Here is a 15223-nt window from a genome sequence, read left to right as displayed (position 1 = left end):
GGGGCGCCCTAGCGGTTCAATGTTGCACTGCGATGTGGGCTGTTTGACTGGAGGGAGACGTTTTTGTGACGGGGATGTCACAATGGCGTGGCGTGATGGGCAAGTTGACGGATGAGGGAATAGGTTCCCGGCCGCGTGGACGAATTCGGAATGTCTTGCAGCCACCCGATCAATCAGTCCGGCGAGGTCATGAACATGTCCACGCTGCCTAGCCCTCGCGAGCGACCTGGAAGCCGGCCAAGGACTGGGTGACCGGCATCAGTTCGATGCGGTTGAGGTTCAGATGGGGCGGCTGGCTGGCGACCCAGAACAGGGTTTCCGCAATATCTTCCGCCGTCATCGGATTGGCGGAGCCATAGAGCGCGTCCGATGCCGCCTGGCTGCCAGTGCGGACCAGGGTGAATTCGGTTTCGACCATGCCCGGTTCGATGGACGTCACGCGGACCCCCGTGCCATGCAGGTCCGACCGCAGCCCCAGCGAGAACTGGCTGACGAACGCCTTGGTCCCGCCATAGACGTTGCCGCCCGCATAGGGATAGGTCGCCGCGACCGAGCTGATGTTGATGATCGCCCCCCTGCGCTCGATCAGGCGGGGCAGCAGCTTGTGGGTGATGGTGACGAGGCTGGTGACATTGGTGTCGATCATCTGGCGCCACTGGTCGAGATCGGCCTGCTGCGCCGGCGCCGTGCCCAATGCCAGTCCCGCATTGTTGATCAGCAGGTCGACATCGGCAAAGCCCGGAGGCAGGGCGGCCAAGGCCGCGTCGATGGCGGCTTCGTCGCGCATGTCGAAGCTGATCGCATGCACCCTGTCCGCGCCCAGTTCCTCAACCAGCGCGTCCAGCCGTTCTGCGCGGCGCCCGGTGACTATCGCCTTCCACCCGGCGGCGACGAAACGCCGCGCCGATGCGGCGCCTATGCCCGCGGTTGCTCCGGTGATCAGCGCCGTCCCTGCCATGCTTCATTCCATCCTGTCAGCCAATGGCCGGGGATGTAAGCCCATTTGCGGCAATGCCAAGCGCCATTTGTCAGGCAATGGTCACGACGCGCGCATGCCCCTTCCGGTCGAGCGGCTTCACCACCACCTTGTCGCCCATCCGGTCGAAGGCGATGTCCACCGCCGCGTCCCCTAGGCGCAGGCCGTAGAGCGTCAGCTCGTCGATGAAGCGGGGCAGGGTGGGATCGCGCAGGGCAATCTCCGCCCCCGCGACATCGAAGGTCAGGCCCAGGCTCGACTGGATCAGCGACAGGGGCGCCGCCGCGGACCAGGCCTGCGGGCTGCACGCCACGGGATAGAATGTCGGCCCCTGCGCCCGCCGCCGGGGAAAGCCGCAGAACAGTTCGGGCAGCCGCATCAGGTCGACATAGGTCGCGGCCGCGAACAGCCCCTCGAAGATCTGGGCCGCCTGCGTCCGGTAGCCATAGCGGGAAAAGCCCGCCGCGATCAGCGCATTGTCATGCGGCCAGATCGATCCGTTATGATAGCTCATCGGATTGTAGCGCGCCTCCGTCGAGGCGATGGTCCGCACGCCCCAGCCGGAAAAGGAGGCCGGCGCCATCAGCGTGTGCACCACCATGTCGGCGCGCGCCTCCTTCGCGAGGCCGGTGAACAGCACGTGCCCGGCATTGGAGGAGCGGACGCGGCACGGCCTCTTATCCCCATCCAGCGCCAGCACATAGGTGCCGATCCCGGCGTCGAAGAAGGCGGCGTCGAAACGATCGCGCAGATCGTCCGCCCGCGCGCGGTGGTTCAGCGCCCTGTCCGGATCGCCGAGGGCGGTGAAGATCGCCTCCGCCGCCCGCCACGCGCCATAGACATAGGCCTGCACCTCCGCCAGCGCGATCGGGCCGCGCGCAATGCTGCCATCGGCATGGAAGACCGAATCATGGCTGTCCTTCCATCCCTGATTGACAAGCCCCTGGTCGGTCAGCCGGCCATATTCGACGAACCCGTCGCCGTCGCGGTCGCCATGCTCGTCTATCCACCTCAGCGCAGCCTCGACATGGGGCAGGATGGAGGCGATGAAGCCGCTGTCGCCCGTTCTTTCCAGATAGGCGCCGGCCAGCATCACGAACAGAGGCGTCGAATCGATGCTGCCATAATAATGGCGGAAGGGGACTTCGCCCAGTTCCGCCATTTCGCCATGGCGCACTTCATGCAGGATCTTGCCCGGTTCGGCATCGGCGGCGGCGTCATATTCGGTTGCCTGATGCGCGGCCAGATAGCCGAGCACGCCGCGGCTGATCGCCGGGTCCAGCCACAGCGTCTCCAGCGCGGTGATGATCGCGTCGCGACCGAAGACGGTGCTGAACCAGGGAATGCCGGCATAGGGATAGGGCCCATATTCGGTGTCGGTCGACAACATCGTGATGTCGGCCACGGACCGCCGGGCCACCTCGTTGAAAAGCTGGTTGGAGGAGCGCACGGTCGCCCCGCGCGTGCGCGCCTGCTTCAGCGCCTGCATGGATTCGCGCAGCGTCTTCAGGAAATGCTTGGACAGGTCGCCCACCGGCTCGTCATCCTGCGGCTGGCAGCAGATTTGCAGATATAGCGTGCGCCGCTCGCCGGGCGGCACGGCCACCTCGAAGCGTGCGCGGCTTTCCGTCAGGATCTGGGGAGCGGGATCGAAGCGCAGCAGCGTTTCGCGCCGCTTGTCGTCGCGCCCGTCATAGCCCAGCAGCACGGACTTTGGGCCGATCACAGGTTCCCGCACGGCGCCGCGCCGCAGACGGGTCATGCCGCGTATCTCGAACAGGTCCGCGAAATCGGCGGCGAAACCGATATTCACCGCCACGGTGCGGACCTCCGTATCGAAATTGCGGATCGTGATCCGTTCATGCACCGCGCCTTCCCACAGGAAACGGGTGCGGCGCAGGTGGATGAGATCGTGTTCGACCGCCACCCGGCCGTCCCCGCCCGGAAAATCGGGATTGGTGAGGTCGCAGGTCAGCATCGCATTGTCGTCGCGAAGGCCAGAACTCAGCAGGATCGGCCGGGTGTCGTTGATGGTGAGGTAGAGGTGCGACAGATGCCGGGTGTCGCGATGATATAGTCCTTCCGGACTGCCCGGACCGGCAATCGCATCGCCGCTATGGTCGAAGACGGCGAAGCTGTCCCCATGTTTCAGCGTTCGCGGCCGCCGCTCATGCAGCGACGCCGTCGCCGGGATGAAGAATTGCGTCTGCGCCTGCGACAGCGCCTGTCCCGGATCGACGCCGTGACCGGCGTTCGGGACCGAAGGGCTGGGGTTTTCCGGCTGCAACTGGCTTGCCGTCATGCCTCTCTCCTGATGCCGGAGCGTTTTCACGACGGGTGAAAACGCTCCTGTCCTTTGATGCCGCATTTTCCGGGCTGTCGACCGTAAACGGTCCAGTTGAAAATGCCCTATCCCACGACCTGAAGTTCCGAACCTTCTCCGCGTAGCCGGCGCAGCATCGCGGCCTGCGTCCGCGCGCCGGGAAGATCATGATAAAGCTGAACATAATCGGCCGCCATCCGCTCTGCCGTGAAGCGTGCGTCAAAGGCGGCGCGCACCTGCGCGCGGTCGAGTTCGTGGAGTCGGCGAACCGCCGCGACCGCTTCATCCTCGCTCTCGACGATATAGCCCGACTGGCCATGGTCGATCACCTCGGGGACGGAGCCGCAGCGGAAGGCGACGACCGGCGTGGCGCAGGCCATGGCCTCTATCATCACCAGGCCGAAGGGTTCGGGCCAGTCGATGGGGAACAGCAGGGCGCTTGCCCGGCCCAGGAATTCGGCCTTCTGCGCCTCGTTGATCTCCCCGATATAGTGGATATTGGGATAGCGTTCGACCAGCGGCGCGATCTCCTCCTCCCAATAGGCGCGGTCCACCGCATCGATCTTCGCCGCGATCCGCAGCGGCAGTCCGGCGCGGGCGGCAATGCGGATCGCCCGGTCGGGGCGTTTTTCGGGCGAAATCCGTCCCAGAAAGGCAAGGTAGCCGTCGCTGGGGCCGGTGCGGGGCGGCAGCAGGTCGGCGGGCAGCCCGTGGTGGATCGTCCTTGCCCAGTTCACCGGCGGCATCGGCAGCCGCTGATGGTCGGAAATCGACACCAGGCTGTGATCGGGAAAGGCGCGGTAGAAGGCGGGAAGATCGGGCAGGTCCAGCCGGCCGTGCAGCGTCGTCACCGTGCGGCCGATGAAATCCTGGACCAGCGGCATGTGCAGCAGGTCGATATGGAAATGCAGCGCGTCGAATTCGTCGGCCCGGCGGCGCACGGCGTCCAGCAGGATCATGTGATAGGGGATGGGGTCGCGCACGTCGGGATTGAGCCGCAGCGCCATGTCTGTCACCGGCACCAGTTCCGCCGCGGTCACGGAGTCGCCACTGGCGAACAGCGTCACCTCATGACCCTGACGCACCAGTTCCTCCGTCAGGTAGGACACGATGCGTTCGGTACCGCCATAGAGGCGCGGCGGCACGCTTTCGGCAAGCGGAGCAATCTGTGCAATTTTCATGGTCGGGCATCCCTTCGAAGATCGCGCCGCCACCGATCCCCCGACCTGCGGTGGGCGCCCCCGTTAAAAGCGTGAAAGGCCCGCAGGTTGCATGGCGATTGCGCTTCCATGTCGGGATTTTCCGGTGGGCGGGCGTTTTTCGGCCGGTCGACGGAAAGCGCCCGTCCGCATCATTTTTCGCGCCGCTGACTTCGGACTGACATAGTCGCCGCTTAGGTGAGCGACAGCGAAAATCTGGCCGGCCGGTCTGAAGAGGGGCGACATGGCCTTGAAATATGGAGAGCAATTTGACGGTCATCACGATCGATTTCGAGGCATCGTGCCTGCCCCGGCACGGCCTGTCCTATCCCATCGAAGTCGGTATCGCCCTCAAGGGCCAGGCGCGAAGCTGGCTGATCCGGCCGCATGACGATTGGGCCGGATGGCATTGGTCGGCCGAGGCGGAGGCGCTGCACGGCCTGAGCCGCGACCGGGTGGAGCGCGAAGGCCTGCCCGTCGAAACCGTGCTGGCCGAACTGGCCGACGCCTGCGCGGGGCAGCGGATGGTGGCCGACAGCATGATCGACCAATATTGGCTGGACACGCTGGCCGACGCGGCGGGGCAGGCGACGCCCTTCCTCATCGATCATGTCTCGCTGCTGCTGGACGAGCATCGCGCGGACGAGCGGCAGATCATGGAAGCGGTCGCCCTTGCCGACTCGGTCCAGCCGCATCGCCACCGCGCGGCGAGCGATGCGCTGTGGCTGGCGTCGCTGCTGGATCATATCGCCGGCCGGACGATCCATGCCCCCGCCCTGATGCGCATGGCCTGATCCGCCCTCCCATCGGAAGACCGGGAGGATGTTCCATGCGCCTGCCGCAACCGGAAAATGCTTGAGCAACAATTTGTAACGCTCGGCAAATTTCGGAGACATTCAGTGCGCCTAAACCCTGACCGACCATGTCCGGTCGTCAGGGAGAAGGCCCCATGTTGCTCATTCTCGCATCCAGCGCGGCGGCCCTTGCCGTCGCCACGCCGATCCACAGCGCTGAAATCACCCATGCTTCGAACGCCTATCAGGCGAGTTACGAGACCGAATCGACGGTCCGCTTCCGCGAGGTCGAATCGCGCTTCGCCAACCGGCCGTCCATGCCGGTGTGCCGCTGGCAGGCCGAACTGGTCGTGAACCGGGACGTCGCGACGCAGGGCCGCACGCTGGCCGCCGTCGCCAAGCCGATCCATCGCTTTGCCCCGCTGTCGGGCAGCCATGCCGGCGGCTGCACTGCCGCGCGCGACGAGATCGAGGCGGAAGTCGCCCGCCACGCCAGCGCTCGCGCCGCCGAAGCGGTCGCCGTGGCGCAGCGGGACCGTTCGGTATTGCTGGGCGAGCTTGACGGCATTCATGCGCTGTCCGCGAAGGACGCCGTAACCGGCGGATGAGTCCACCGCTGATATTGATCGCGGAGGCCCAGCAGGATGTGCGCCATGAAGTGCGCCAGTCGCTGGAGGAAAGCGGGTTTCGGGCCCTGGCCGCCGCCTCTGCGAACGAAATCTGGAATGCCATGGACAGCATGCCCGTGGGAGCGGTCGTGCTGGACGCCGCGCTGCGTGGCCCGGACGGCATGGACCTGTGCCGCGACGTCCGGGACCGCAGCGACGTGCCGATCATCCTGGTGGGCGCCAACAGCAGCGAGGTCGACCGGGTGGTCGGGCTGGAACTGGGCGCCGACGATTATATGGCGAAGCCCTATTCGACCCGCGAACTGGCCGCCCGGCTGCGCGCGGTGCTGCGCCGTGGGCGCAACGAGCGCGCCCTTGGCGTGCGCCGCCCGGCCGAGGCGCGGTTCGAAGGATGGGTGGTGGATTCCTCCCGGCGCGAAGTTCTCGATCCCGACGGCGCGCAGGTCGATCTGACCGCCGCCGAATTTTCGTTGCTGCTCGTGTTGCTCGACCATCCGCAGGTGGTGATCGCCCGTCCGCGCCTGATGGAACTGGCCGGCGTGCGGGACGCGCCCTCGTCAGACCGCAGCGTCGACGTGCTGGTCAGCCGGCTGCGGCGCAAGCTCAGCCATGGCGGCCGGCCCGCGCCCATCGTTACGGTGCGGGGCGGCGGATATATGTTCAGCGCCGTGGTCGACCGGCGCTGAGCCGAACCGGCGCGGTCGAATGTTTCCCATCCATTACATTGATTCCGTGGGGAAATCGGACGAGCCGTCCTGTCGATCGCGCTTTCCATCGCTCAGACATATTATTTAACAAAGCCGCTGCGACGCAGCAAAAACGCTTCCCTATTGTGCATCCTCAAGGCCGGTCTGCCCCCTGACCGGCCATCAGATAAGAAGGATGCAACGACATGAACGATCTGATCGGTCGCGTCTTCAGCTTTGAAAGCCATGTCTTTCCGAACCAGAGCGCGCTTTACAACCGCCTCGCCAGCGACGGGCAGAGCCCCAAGGCGCTGATGATCTCCTGCGCGGATTCGCGCATCGTGCCGGAACATATCATGCAGGCCGATCCGGGCGACCTGTTCGTCTGCCGCAATGCCGGCAACATCGTGCCGCCCCATGCGACGCAGAATGGCGGCGTGACCTCTACGGTCGAATATGCCGTCATGGTGCTGGGCGTGCGCGACATCATCGTATGCGGCCACAGCGATTGCGGCGCGATGAAGGCGCTGTCCACCAATGCCGACCTGAGCGCCATGCCCAATGTCGCCGCCTGGCTGCGCCACAGCCATGCCGCGCAGAAGGTGTGTCGCGAAAGCTACCCCGCCGACCTCAGCGATGCGGAGAAGCTGCGCAACATGGCGCTGGAGAATGTGGTGGCGCAGCTCGCCCATCTGCGCACCCATCCCTCGGTGGCGTCGGGCATCGCCCGTGGCGAGATCGCGCTGCACGGCTGGTATGTCGACATCCATGCCGGCCAGGTTCTGGGTCTTGACGGCGAGACCGGCCGTTTCCTGCCGCTGCGCGAAGGCCAGCCGCTGCCCGTGGCGCTGCCCCATGCCAGGCGTCTGGCGGTCGACATCGCCTATGCCGAGGCCGCGGAGTAAGCTCATGCTCAAGGCATTTTTCGGCGGCACCTTCAGCCGCGACTTCACGGCGTCGATCGTCGTCTTCCTGGTGGCGATGCCGCTCTGCATGGGTATTGCCATTGCTTCCGGGGTGCCGCCGGAAAAGGGCCTGATCACCGGCATGATCGGCGGCCTGATCGTCGGCCTGCTGGCGGGTTCGCCCCTTCAGGTCAGCGGCCCGGCGGCGGGTCTTGCGGTCATCGTCTTCGAAATCGTGCAGAAACAGGGGCTGTCCGCCCTTGGGCCGATCCTGATCCTGGCCGGCGCCATTCAGGTGATCGCCGGGCTGCTGCGGGTCGGGGGCTGGTTCCGCGCGATCTCGCCCGCGGTGGTGCACGGCATGCTGGCGGGCATCGGCGTGCTGATCGTCGTCGGTCAGTTCCACGTGCTGTTCGACGACAAGCCGCTTTCCAGCGGCCTTGCCAATCTGATCGCCATGCCGGGGCAGATTTTCGGCCTCAGCAACCAGGACGCGGCCACCGCCTTCGCGGTCGGCCTTGTCACCATCGGCGGCATGCTGGGGTGGGAAAAGCTGCGTCCGGCCTCCATGAAGCTGCTTCCCGGCGCTCTGGTGGGCGTGGTGCTGGCGACGCTGGTCGCCTTCTTCCTCGGCCTTCCGGTCGCGCGCGTCGTGGTGCCGGAATCGATCGTTTCGGCCATTTCGCTGCCGGGCGACAATCTGGTCCAGCAGCTCCTGAACCCGACGATCATCACCACGGCCATCGCCATCGCCTTCATCGCCAGCGCGGAAACGCTGCTGTCGGCGGCGGCGGTCGACCGCATGCATGACGGCGTGCGCACCAATTACAACCGCGAACTCAGCGCCCAGGGCGTGGGCAACCTGCTTTGCGGCGTGGCCGGCGCGCTGCCCATGACGGGCGTCATCGTCCGCAGTTCGGCCAACGTCCAGGCCGGCGCCAGGACGCGGCTGTCGACGATCCTGCACGGCATCTGGATTCTGGGTTTCGTCGCCCTGCTTCCGTGGCTGTTGCGGGAAATCCCGATGGCGGCGCTGGCGGGCATCCTGGTGGTGACCGGCGTGCGTCTGGTCAGCGTGGACCATGTGAAGCATCTCCTCCACCGCTATGGCCCGCTGCCGGCCGTGGTCTGGGCGGCGACGCTGATCTGCGTCGTGGCGACCGACCTGCTGACCGGCGTTCTGGTCGGCATCGGCCTCTCGTTGATCGAGCTTCTGCCCCATGCCCGGCGTCTCCGCCTGGGCGTGGACGAGGAAGCACGCGACGACGCGCATGAAGTCGCGCTGCATGGCACCGCCACCTTCCTCAACCTGCCGAAGCTGTCGGCCAGGCTGGAGGCGCTTCCCGCCGGGCGGCTCGTCATCCTGAATGTCGAGCGGCTCAGCCATATCGACCATACTTGCGCGGAAATGGTCCGCGAATGGGTCGACCGCCGCCGCGGGACCGGCGCGCAGGTCGAACTGTTCGGCGCCACCGGCCGCATGCGCCACCTCGCCGCCTGATCCTTCACCCCCTCGTCAGGCGTTGAACGAACCGCCGCATCACCCTTGGGCGATGCGGCGGTTTTTCGTTAAGATGCAAACTGGAAACATAATAGAAATATTCAGAAGACTGTAAGACAATAATCGTGTTGCGGACATCACAGTGCCTTCATGTCCTTTCGCATTTGCGAAAAAGCCATTTCCCCAATTCGCCTTATCCCCATAACCTGCTCTCGATCCGCCGGTATCGAAGACGATAAGACAAGAGATCTTCGGACGGAGCGGACGCAGGACGGAACATTCTTACGTAAAAGGGGAATGTTCATGAAGTATCAGATTGCCTGTGCCGCGCTTGCGCTGCTTTCCAGCGCTCCGGCTTTCGCTCAGGAAGAGCCCGCAGGCCCCGTCACCGTCACTGGCAGCGTCGGCCTGGTTTCCGACTATCGTTTCCGCGGCGTGTCGCAGAGCGACCGTGGCATGGCCATTCAGGGCGGCATCACCGCCACGCATGAAAGCGGCTTCTATGTCGGCACCTGGGGTTCGAGCCTTGGCGGCTGGGGCCGTTTCGGCGGGGCGAACATGGAACTCGACCTGGTCGCCGGCTATTCCGCCGCGCTGGGCGAGGGCACCACGGTCGACGTCGGCCTGACCTGGTACATGTATCCGTCGGGCGCCGACAAGACCGACTTCGCCGAACCCTATGTGAAGCTGTCCCACCAGTTCGGCCCGGTCAAGGGCCTGGTCGGCGTCGCCTATGCTCCCAAGCAGGAAGCGCTCGGCAAGTGGCAGAGCAGCGCCACCAGCGGCATCGACGATCCGGGCGACAAGGAAGACAATTTCTACGTCTGGGGGGATCTGAGCGCCGCGGTTCCCAACACCCCCGTCACGCTGAAGGCCCATATGGGCTGGTCGAACGGCAATTCGGGCCTGGGGCCCAACGGCACCTCGATCGCGCCCACCGGCAAATATCTCGACTGGCTGGTCGGCGCCGACCTGGCCATTCCCGGCACGCCGCTGACCGTGGGCGTCGCCTATGTCGACACCGACATCGCCAGGGTCGAGGAAGAATATCTGCGCCCGAACTTCATGGTCAATGACAGTAAGGACTTCGGCAAGTCGATCGCGCGCAGCACGATCCTCTTCTCGCTGAGCGCCGCTTTCTGATCCCATGCGCCGGGCCCGGTTCGCCGGGCCCGGCGCATGCTTCTTTCCCGGTCGTGACAAATTGTTTCTGCTGTCGCATCCGGGCGCTTCCCGCCGGCCCTGCGGTTGACCCGGGGTCCGGCCGTCCTTATCCCGCTGTCATGCCCATAGCCGTGCCGACATTTTCATGACCGCGCCGACCATCATCCTTGTCGAAGACGACCCGCCGCTGCGCACACTGACGGCGCGGGCGCTGCAGGAGCATGGCTATCAGGTCCGTCCGGCGTCCTCCGGGCCGGAGATGTGGGTGGCGTTCGATGCCGGGCCGGTCGACCTTGTCGTGCTGGACGTCATGCTGCCGGGCACCAACGGCATCGATCTCTGCCGCCAGATCCGCCGCAAAAGCGACGTTCCCATCATCTTCATCAGCGCCAAGGGCAGCGAGACCGACCGCATCGTCGGGCTGGAGCTGGGCGCGGACGACTATCTGCCCAAGCCCTTCGGCACGCGCGAGCTGATCGCCCGCATCCGCGCCATATTGCGCCGCGTCGGCGTGGAGCGCGGGCCGGACGAGCATCGCGAGAATGAAGCGCGCTTCGACGGCTGGATCGTCAACTTCCCCCGGCGGGAACTGCGTTCGCCGACCGGCGCCATCGTCGACCTGACCGGCGCGGAGTTCGACCTGCTGGGCAGCTTCCTCAGCCATCCGCAGCGCGTCATCGCCCGCGAGCGGCTGATCGAGCTTTCGCGCACCCGCATGGGCGACAGCAGCGACCGCAGCATCGACGTGCTGGTCAGCCGCCTGCGCCGCAAGCTGTCGACGCAGGATCGCACGGCGCCGATCACCACCGTTCGGGGCGTCGGCTATATGTTCAACGCGGAGGTCAGCCGCGCTTGAGACGGCATGTCAGCCTGGTCGGCCAGATTTTCGCGATCCTGCTGCTGACCCTGACGCTGGAATTCGCCGTCGGCATCTTCCTGAACGAACGGTCCAACCACCTCTCGCTGCAGGATGACGAGGCCCGGCGCCTGGCCGAACATCTGGTCATCGCGCGCAAGCTGCTGACCGAACATCCGCCGGACGAGCGGCATGCGCTGTCGCTGCAACTCACCACCGATCGCTACGACGTGCACTGGACCCCGTCCTCGCCGCCGCCGCCGGCCCTGGCGCCGGGGCTGGAGCGGATGCGCCGGCAGATCGTCAACTGGGAACCGACGCTGGAACAGTCGGGCCTGTGGCTGCGCCTCGCTTCGCCCGGCCGGGTTTCGGAGATCAATGGCGGCCTGCGCCTGGCAGACGGAAGCTGGCTTTATTTCGGCATGCGCCATAGCGGCGGCAAATGGACCTTCGCCATCGGCCGCATGGGGCTGGCGCTGATCCCGGTGCTGGCGCTGCTGATCGTCGGCGGCATCATGATCCGGCGGACGCTGGCGCCGCTGCGCGACCTGACCCGCGCGACCGAGCGCATTGGCCTGAGCGACGAAGTGATCGTGGAGGAGGGCGGGTCCAATGACGTCCGGAACCTCATCCGCGCCTTCAACGCCATGCAGAAGCGCATCCATCGCCTCATCACCGAACGGACGGAGACTCTGGCGGCGGTCGGCCACGACATGCGGACCCCGCTCGCCCGGTTGCGGCTGCGGCTGGAGAACCTGCCCGACAATGAAGCGCGGGAGGCGATTGAGGGCGACCTCGCGGAAATGGGCGAGATGATCGACTCGCTGCTTGCCTTCCTGGGCGGTGAGAAGAATGGCGAACCGCCGGTGCGCACCGACCTGGCCGTGCTGGTGGCGACGGTGGTCGACGCCTTCCAGGATCAGGGCAGGCAGGTCGATTATGCGGGGCCCGACCATCTGGAAATGGCCGTGCGGTCGCTCACCCTGCGCCGGGCGATCGTCAACCTGATCGAAAATGCGCTGCACTATGGCAGCCGCGCCCGCGTCACGCTGGAGCGCCGCGACCGGGAAGTGCTGATCCGGGTCGACGATGACGGGCCCGGCATTCCGCGCGACAAGCTGGACGAGGTGTTGAAGCCCTTTGCGCGTCTGGACGAGGCGCGGCAGCGCAACACGCGCGGGCTTGGCCTGGGTCTGGCCATCGTCGCGCGGGCCGTGGAACTGGAAGGGGGCGAACTGACCCTCGCCAACAGGCCCGAAGGGGGATTGCGGGCGGAAATATGCCTGCATCTTCCGGCCGATGCCCAGAAGCGCTGACAAAAGAGAATCTGCCTGCCCCCAAGCAAAACTCATTTACTGGCGGGCGGGATGCCGCGCTATGCCGGGCGTCTGTATGAAAAGAGGCGCTTATGACGGCAGAAGGCGAAAAGGAAATCGCCCAGGGTTATTGGGATATAGACAGGCTGGCGACCGAGCTGGGCGCGGTGCGGCGGCGCTGGCGGCAGGGGCAGGACCACCACGCCGAATATGGCGCGGAGGGATTTCCGTCGCGCGCCACGCTGACCAGGATCATGGAGGCGCTGTGCGGTGCGCTGTTTCCGCTGCGCCTTGGCCCCAGCTTCGTGCGCCTGCATAATGAGGACGCCTATGTCGCCCAGACGCTGCAGACGGTGCTGAGCCGGCTTTACGGACAGATCAGGCTGGAACTGATCTATGCGATGAAGGACGAGCCGATCGCGCATGTGGACCGGGAAGCGTCGCGCATCATCGGCGCTTTCGCGGAAAGCCTGCCGACCTTGCGCGAACTGCTCGACAGCGATGTGGAGGCGGCCTTTCTGGGCGATCCCGCCGCGCGCAGCGTGGACGAGGTGCTGATCTGCTATCCCTCGATGATGGCGATCACGCACCATCGTCTGGCGCACCGGCTTTATCAGCTTGGCGCGCCGCTGGTGGCGCGGATCATCTCCGAAATCGCGCATGGCAGCACCGGGATAGACATTCATCCGGGTGCGAGGATCGGGCACAGCTTCTTCATCGACCATGGCACAGGCGTGGTCATCGGGGAAACGGCGATCGTCGGGGACCGGGTGCGCGTCTATCAGGGCGTGACGCTGGGCGCGCGCAGCTTCCCGGCCGATGAGAAGGGCGCGCTGGAAAAGGCCCTGCCGCGCCATCCGATCATCGAGGACGATGTGGTGATCTATGCCGGCGCGACGATATTGGGGCGCATCATCATCGGCAGCCGGTCGGTGATCGGCGGCAATGTCTGGCTGACCGACAGCGTGCCCGCGGACAGCAACGTCCGCCAGGCCAAGGCGCATTATGAAGTCACCAGCCGCGTGGAAGTGTCCGCGCCCCATCGCGTCCACGCGCTGCTGGAGGAAGGGCGCGATGGGATAGCGGAGAATATCTGAGGCGGCAGCGAGCCTCCAAAAACTTCGTCATTCCCGCCTTCGCGGGAATGACAGGTTTATTCATTTACTCCGCCGCGCAGCTATCCCCGTCCCCGGCGATCAGGTCGAGGCAGCGTCCGTCGATCTGGTCCTTCGGCACCGGCAATTCGATCAGCGCGGCCAGCGTCGGCATGATGTCCACCGTTTCCACGCCGAGCGGCTGTTCGAAATGGGCCAGCCCCTTGCGCCAGAACAGGATCGGCACGCGGCGGTCGGTATCCCAGGGCGAGCCATGGGTCGCGACCGATCCCATCACCGCCGCTTCGGGGATCGACATGACGCGCGGCTTCAGCAGCAGCAGCAGGTCGCCCGAACGCTGCGGGTCGAAGCTGGCGCGGGCTTCCTGGATCAGCGACCAGCTTTCCGGAGGGCCGGAGGGGGAGGGGGTGGCGGCGATTTCCGCCCTGGTGAAGACGGTCTGCACCTGCGGGTGAGCGCGGAGAAGGGCCAGGGCCGCCGCTTTCACCCTGTCGTGCTGGGCGGCGGTCAGGCTGCGGTCGAAATAGAGGTCGCCCGCCGGGCCATCGCCCCAGATCAGCGTCTTGCCCATGATGCCGGTCCTTTCCGCGACCGCCGCCGACAATGCCTTGGGCGTGAGCGCCCTGTCGACGCGCTGCTCCATCGGCATGGCGTTCATCCGGTGCCGCTCGGGCAGGTCATGGCCGCCATGGTCGGCGGTCAGCACCACGGCATAGTCGATGCCATCCTTGTCCAGCCGGTCGAAGAAGGCGCCCAGTTCGCGGTCCAGCCGGTCGACCTGGATGCAGCTTTCCGTACCCTCCGTGCCGTAGGTGTGGCCGATATAGTCCGTCGCGGACAGGCCGATGGAGATGATGTCGGTCTGCGCCTGCCTGCCCAGGGCCGTGCTCTCGATGGCGGCGGCGGCGAAGGCGAGGGTCATCGCATCCTGCTCCGGCGAGATGCGGAAGGCCTTGTAATCGCCCGCCTCCCGCGCGAAACGGCCGGTGCCGACGATCCGGTCGCCCGCCTTCACCGGAAAATCCTTGGCCGCGCATTGCGGCGGCAGTTCGAAGCCGGGATTGCCCTCTGCCAGACGCTGGGCCATCACCTCATTGACCCTGGCGACCAGCGGCGGCGTCGCCACGCCCTTGTAGCTGACATAGCCCTTCGGCCCGCCCAGCCACCAGACCTGATCGGCCGTCGGTCCGCCCATCATGATCGCCGCGCGGTCCTTGCCCGCGACCGATACGACGCGCGTCGCCGGATTGGCCGCCTTCATCCGCCCGCCCAGCGTCGGCACCCTGAGATGCATGGGCGAGGCCTGGTAATTTTCGCTGTCGGTGCCCGGCTGCGTCTCATCCTCCGCGCAATAGACCAGCTTGTCGGTGCGGGCGGTGCGCAGGTCGAACCAGCTATTGGCGATGATGCCGGTGCGCGACGGGCGGCTGCCGGTCAGGATGGTGCTGTGGCCGGGGCAGGTTTCGGTCGCGGCATGGCTTTGATAACCGCGCGGGAAGACGATGCCCTGTTCCGTCAGCCGCTTGAGGCCGCCGCTATAATATTGGCGATATTCGCTGAACAGATCGGCGGAAAACTGGTCGACGGCGATGGCGACGATCAGCCTGGGCGGGGCGGAAGGCGTGGGGGTGGCCGCTGGTTGGGCCAGCGCGGGCAGCGAACTGGCGATGAGCAGGGCGGCGGCGACTTTTTTGAACATGGGGGAGGAGACCTTCTGATGCCTTGACGGCGCATGCAAGCGGACCTAGCCCCCTTGCGT

The 15223-nt window shown here is 66.0% G+C and carries 13 protein-coding genes; 9 read left to right on the top strand and 4 right to left on the bottom strand.

Going from position 1 to position 15223, the window contains the following annotated elements:
* Positions 1–208: 208 nt before the first annotated feature.
* The 3 genes from K7W03_RS07190 to K7W03_RS07180 form a co-directional block, all read right to left on the bottom strand.
* Positions 209–958, bottom strand: a complete 750-nt coding sequence (locus K7W03_RS07190) for an SDR family NAD(P)-dependent oxidoreductase (protein ID WP_222885867.1) — start codon at positions 956–958, stop codon at positions 209–211.
* A 70-nt stretch (positions 959–1028) separates the two neighbouring features.
* Entirely contained in the window at positions 1029–3278 is a 2250-nt protein-coding gene (locus K7W03_RS07185) for an amylo-alpha-1,6-glucosidase (protein ID WP_103000993.1), read from the bottom strand.
* 107 nt (positions 3279–3385) lie between these two features.
* Entirely contained in the window at positions 3386–4480 is a 1095-nt protein-coding gene (locus tag K7W03_RS07180) for a glycosyltransferase family 4 protein (protein WP_025550370.1), read from the bottom strand.
* A gap of 287 nt (positions 4481–4767) precedes the next feature.
* Between K7W03_RS07180 and K7W03_RS07175 the strand changes: the two genes are divergently transcribed.
* From K7W03_RS07175 to epsC, 9 genes are all read left to right on the top strand, one after another.
* A complete protein-coding gene (locus K7W03_RS07175) occupies positions 4768–5292 on the top strand; it encodes a hypothetical protein (protein ID WP_226869803.1) in 525 nt (174 codons plus the stop codon).
* Between the two features lie 155 nt (positions 5293–5447).
* Positions 5448–5900, top strand: a complete 453-nt coding sequence (locus K7W03_RS07170; RefSeq protein ID WP_222885865.1) for a hypothetical protein — start codon at positions 5448–5450, stop codon at positions 5898–5900.
* Positions 5897–6607, top strand: coding sequence for a response regulator transcription factor (locus tag K7W03_RS07165; RefSeq protein ID WP_025550376.1), 711 nt, complete (start codon positions 5897–5899; stop codon positions 6605–6607). The genes K7W03_RS07170 and K7W03_RS07165 overlap by 4 nt, the downstream gene beginning before the upstream one ends.
* Before the next feature lie 206 nt (positions 6608–6813).
* Positions 6814–7512: a carbonic anhydrase gene (locus K7W03_RS07160; protein WP_025550378.1), complete on the top strand. Its 699-nt coding sequence runs from the start codon at positions 6814–6816 to the stop codon at positions 7510–7512.
* 4 nt (positions 7513–7516) lie between these two features.
* Complete coding sequence (locus K7W03_RS07155; protein ID WP_222885864.1) at positions 7517–9013, top strand: SulP family inorganic anion transporter; 1497 nt, start codon at positions 7517–7519, stop codon at positions 9011–9013.
* Positions 9014–9310: 297 nt separating this feature from the next.
* Complete coding sequence (locus K7W03_RS07150; protein WP_025549718.1) at positions 9311–10156, top strand: TorF family putative porin; 846 nt, start codon at positions 9311–9313, stop codon at positions 10154–10156.
* A gap of 166 nt (positions 10157–10322) precedes the next feature.
* Positions 10323–11033 (top strand): response regulator, encoded by a 711-nt coding sequence (locus K7W03_RS07145; protein ID WP_025549717.1) that lies wholly within the window; start codon positions 10323–10325, stop codon positions 11031–11033.
* A complete protein-coding gene (locus tag K7W03_RS07140) occupies positions 11030–12349 on the top strand; it encodes an ATP-binding protein (protein ID WP_025549716.1) in 1320 nt (439 codons plus the stop codon). The genes K7W03_RS07145 and K7W03_RS07140 overlap by 4 nt, the downstream gene beginning before the upstream one ends.
* Positions 12350–12441: 92 nt before the next feature.
* Positions 12442–13446 carry a serine O-acetyltransferase EpsC gene (epsC, locus tag K7W03_RS07135; protein WP_222885863.1) on the top strand — a complete coding sequence of 335 codons (1005 nt, stop codon included), beginning with the start codon at positions 12442–12444 and terminating at the stop codon, positions 13444–13446.
* A 64-nt stretch (positions 13447–13510) separates the two neighbouring features.
* Here epsC and K7W03_RS07130 read toward each other — a convergent pair whose 3' ends face one another.
* Complete coding sequence (locus K7W03_RS07130; RefSeq protein ID WP_222885862.1) at positions 13511–15163, bottom strand: alkaline phosphatase family protein; 1653 nt, start codon at positions 15161–15163, stop codon at positions 13511–13513.
* Positions 15164–15223 lie beyond the last annotated feature (60 nt).

Source organism: Sphingobium sp. PNB (assembly GCF_019873065.1).
In the GTDB taxonomy this organism is placed as follows: domain Bacteria; phylum Pseudomonadota; class Alphaproteobacteria; order Sphingomonadales; family Sphingomonadaceae; genus Sphingobium; species Sphingobium fuliginis.
The sequence above is the reverse complement of the archived record's forward strand: the minus strand, read 5'-3'. Positions and strand labels throughout refer to the sequence as shown.

Bases quoted from the DNA above. Each gene is read 5' to 3' on its own strand.
- K7W03_RS07190 (WP_222885867.1), bottom strand. From the start codon at position 958: ATGGCAGGGACGGCGCTGATCACCGGAGCAACCGCGGGCATAGGCGCC.
- K7W03_RS07185 (WP_103000993.1), bottom strand. From the start codon at position 3,278: ATGACGGCAAGCCAGTTGCAGCCGGAAAACCCCAGCCCTTCGGTCCCG.
- K7W03_RS07180 (WP_025550370.1), bottom strand. From the start codon at position 4,480: ATGAAAATTGCACAGATTGCTCCGCTTGCCGAAAGCGTGCCGCCGCGC.
- K7W03_RS07170 (WP_222885865.1), top strand. From the start codon at position 5,448: ATGTTGCTCATTCTCGCATCCAGCGCGGCGGCCCTTGCCGTCGCCACG.
- K7W03_RS07165 (WP_025550376.1), top strand. From the start codon at position 5,897: ATGAGTCCACCGCTGATATTGATCGCGGAGGCCCAGCAGGATGTGCGC.
- K7W03_RS07160 (WP_025550378.1), top strand. From the start codon at position 6,814: ATGAACGATCTGATCGGTCGCGTCTTCAGCTTTGAAAGCCATGTCTTT.
- K7W03_RS07155 (WP_222885864.1), top strand. From the start codon at position 7,517: ATGCTCAAGGCATTTTTCGGCGGCACCTTCAGCCGCGACTTCACGGCG.
- K7W03_RS07150 (WP_025549718.1), top strand. From the start codon at position 9,311: ATGTTCATGAAGTATCAGATTGCCTGTGCCGCGCTTGCGCTGCTTTCC.
- K7W03_RS07145 (WP_025549717.1), top strand. From the start codon at position 10,323: ATGACCGCGCCGACCATCATCCTTGTCGAAGACGACCCGCCGCTGCGC.
- epsC (WP_222885863.1), top strand. From the start codon at position 12,442: ATGACGGCAGAAGGCGAAAAGGAAATCGCCCAGGGTTATTGGGATATA.
- K7W03_RS07130 (WP_222885862.1), bottom strand. From the start codon at position 15,163: ATGTTCAAAAAAGTCGCCGCCGCCCTGCTCATCGCCAGTTCGCTGCCC.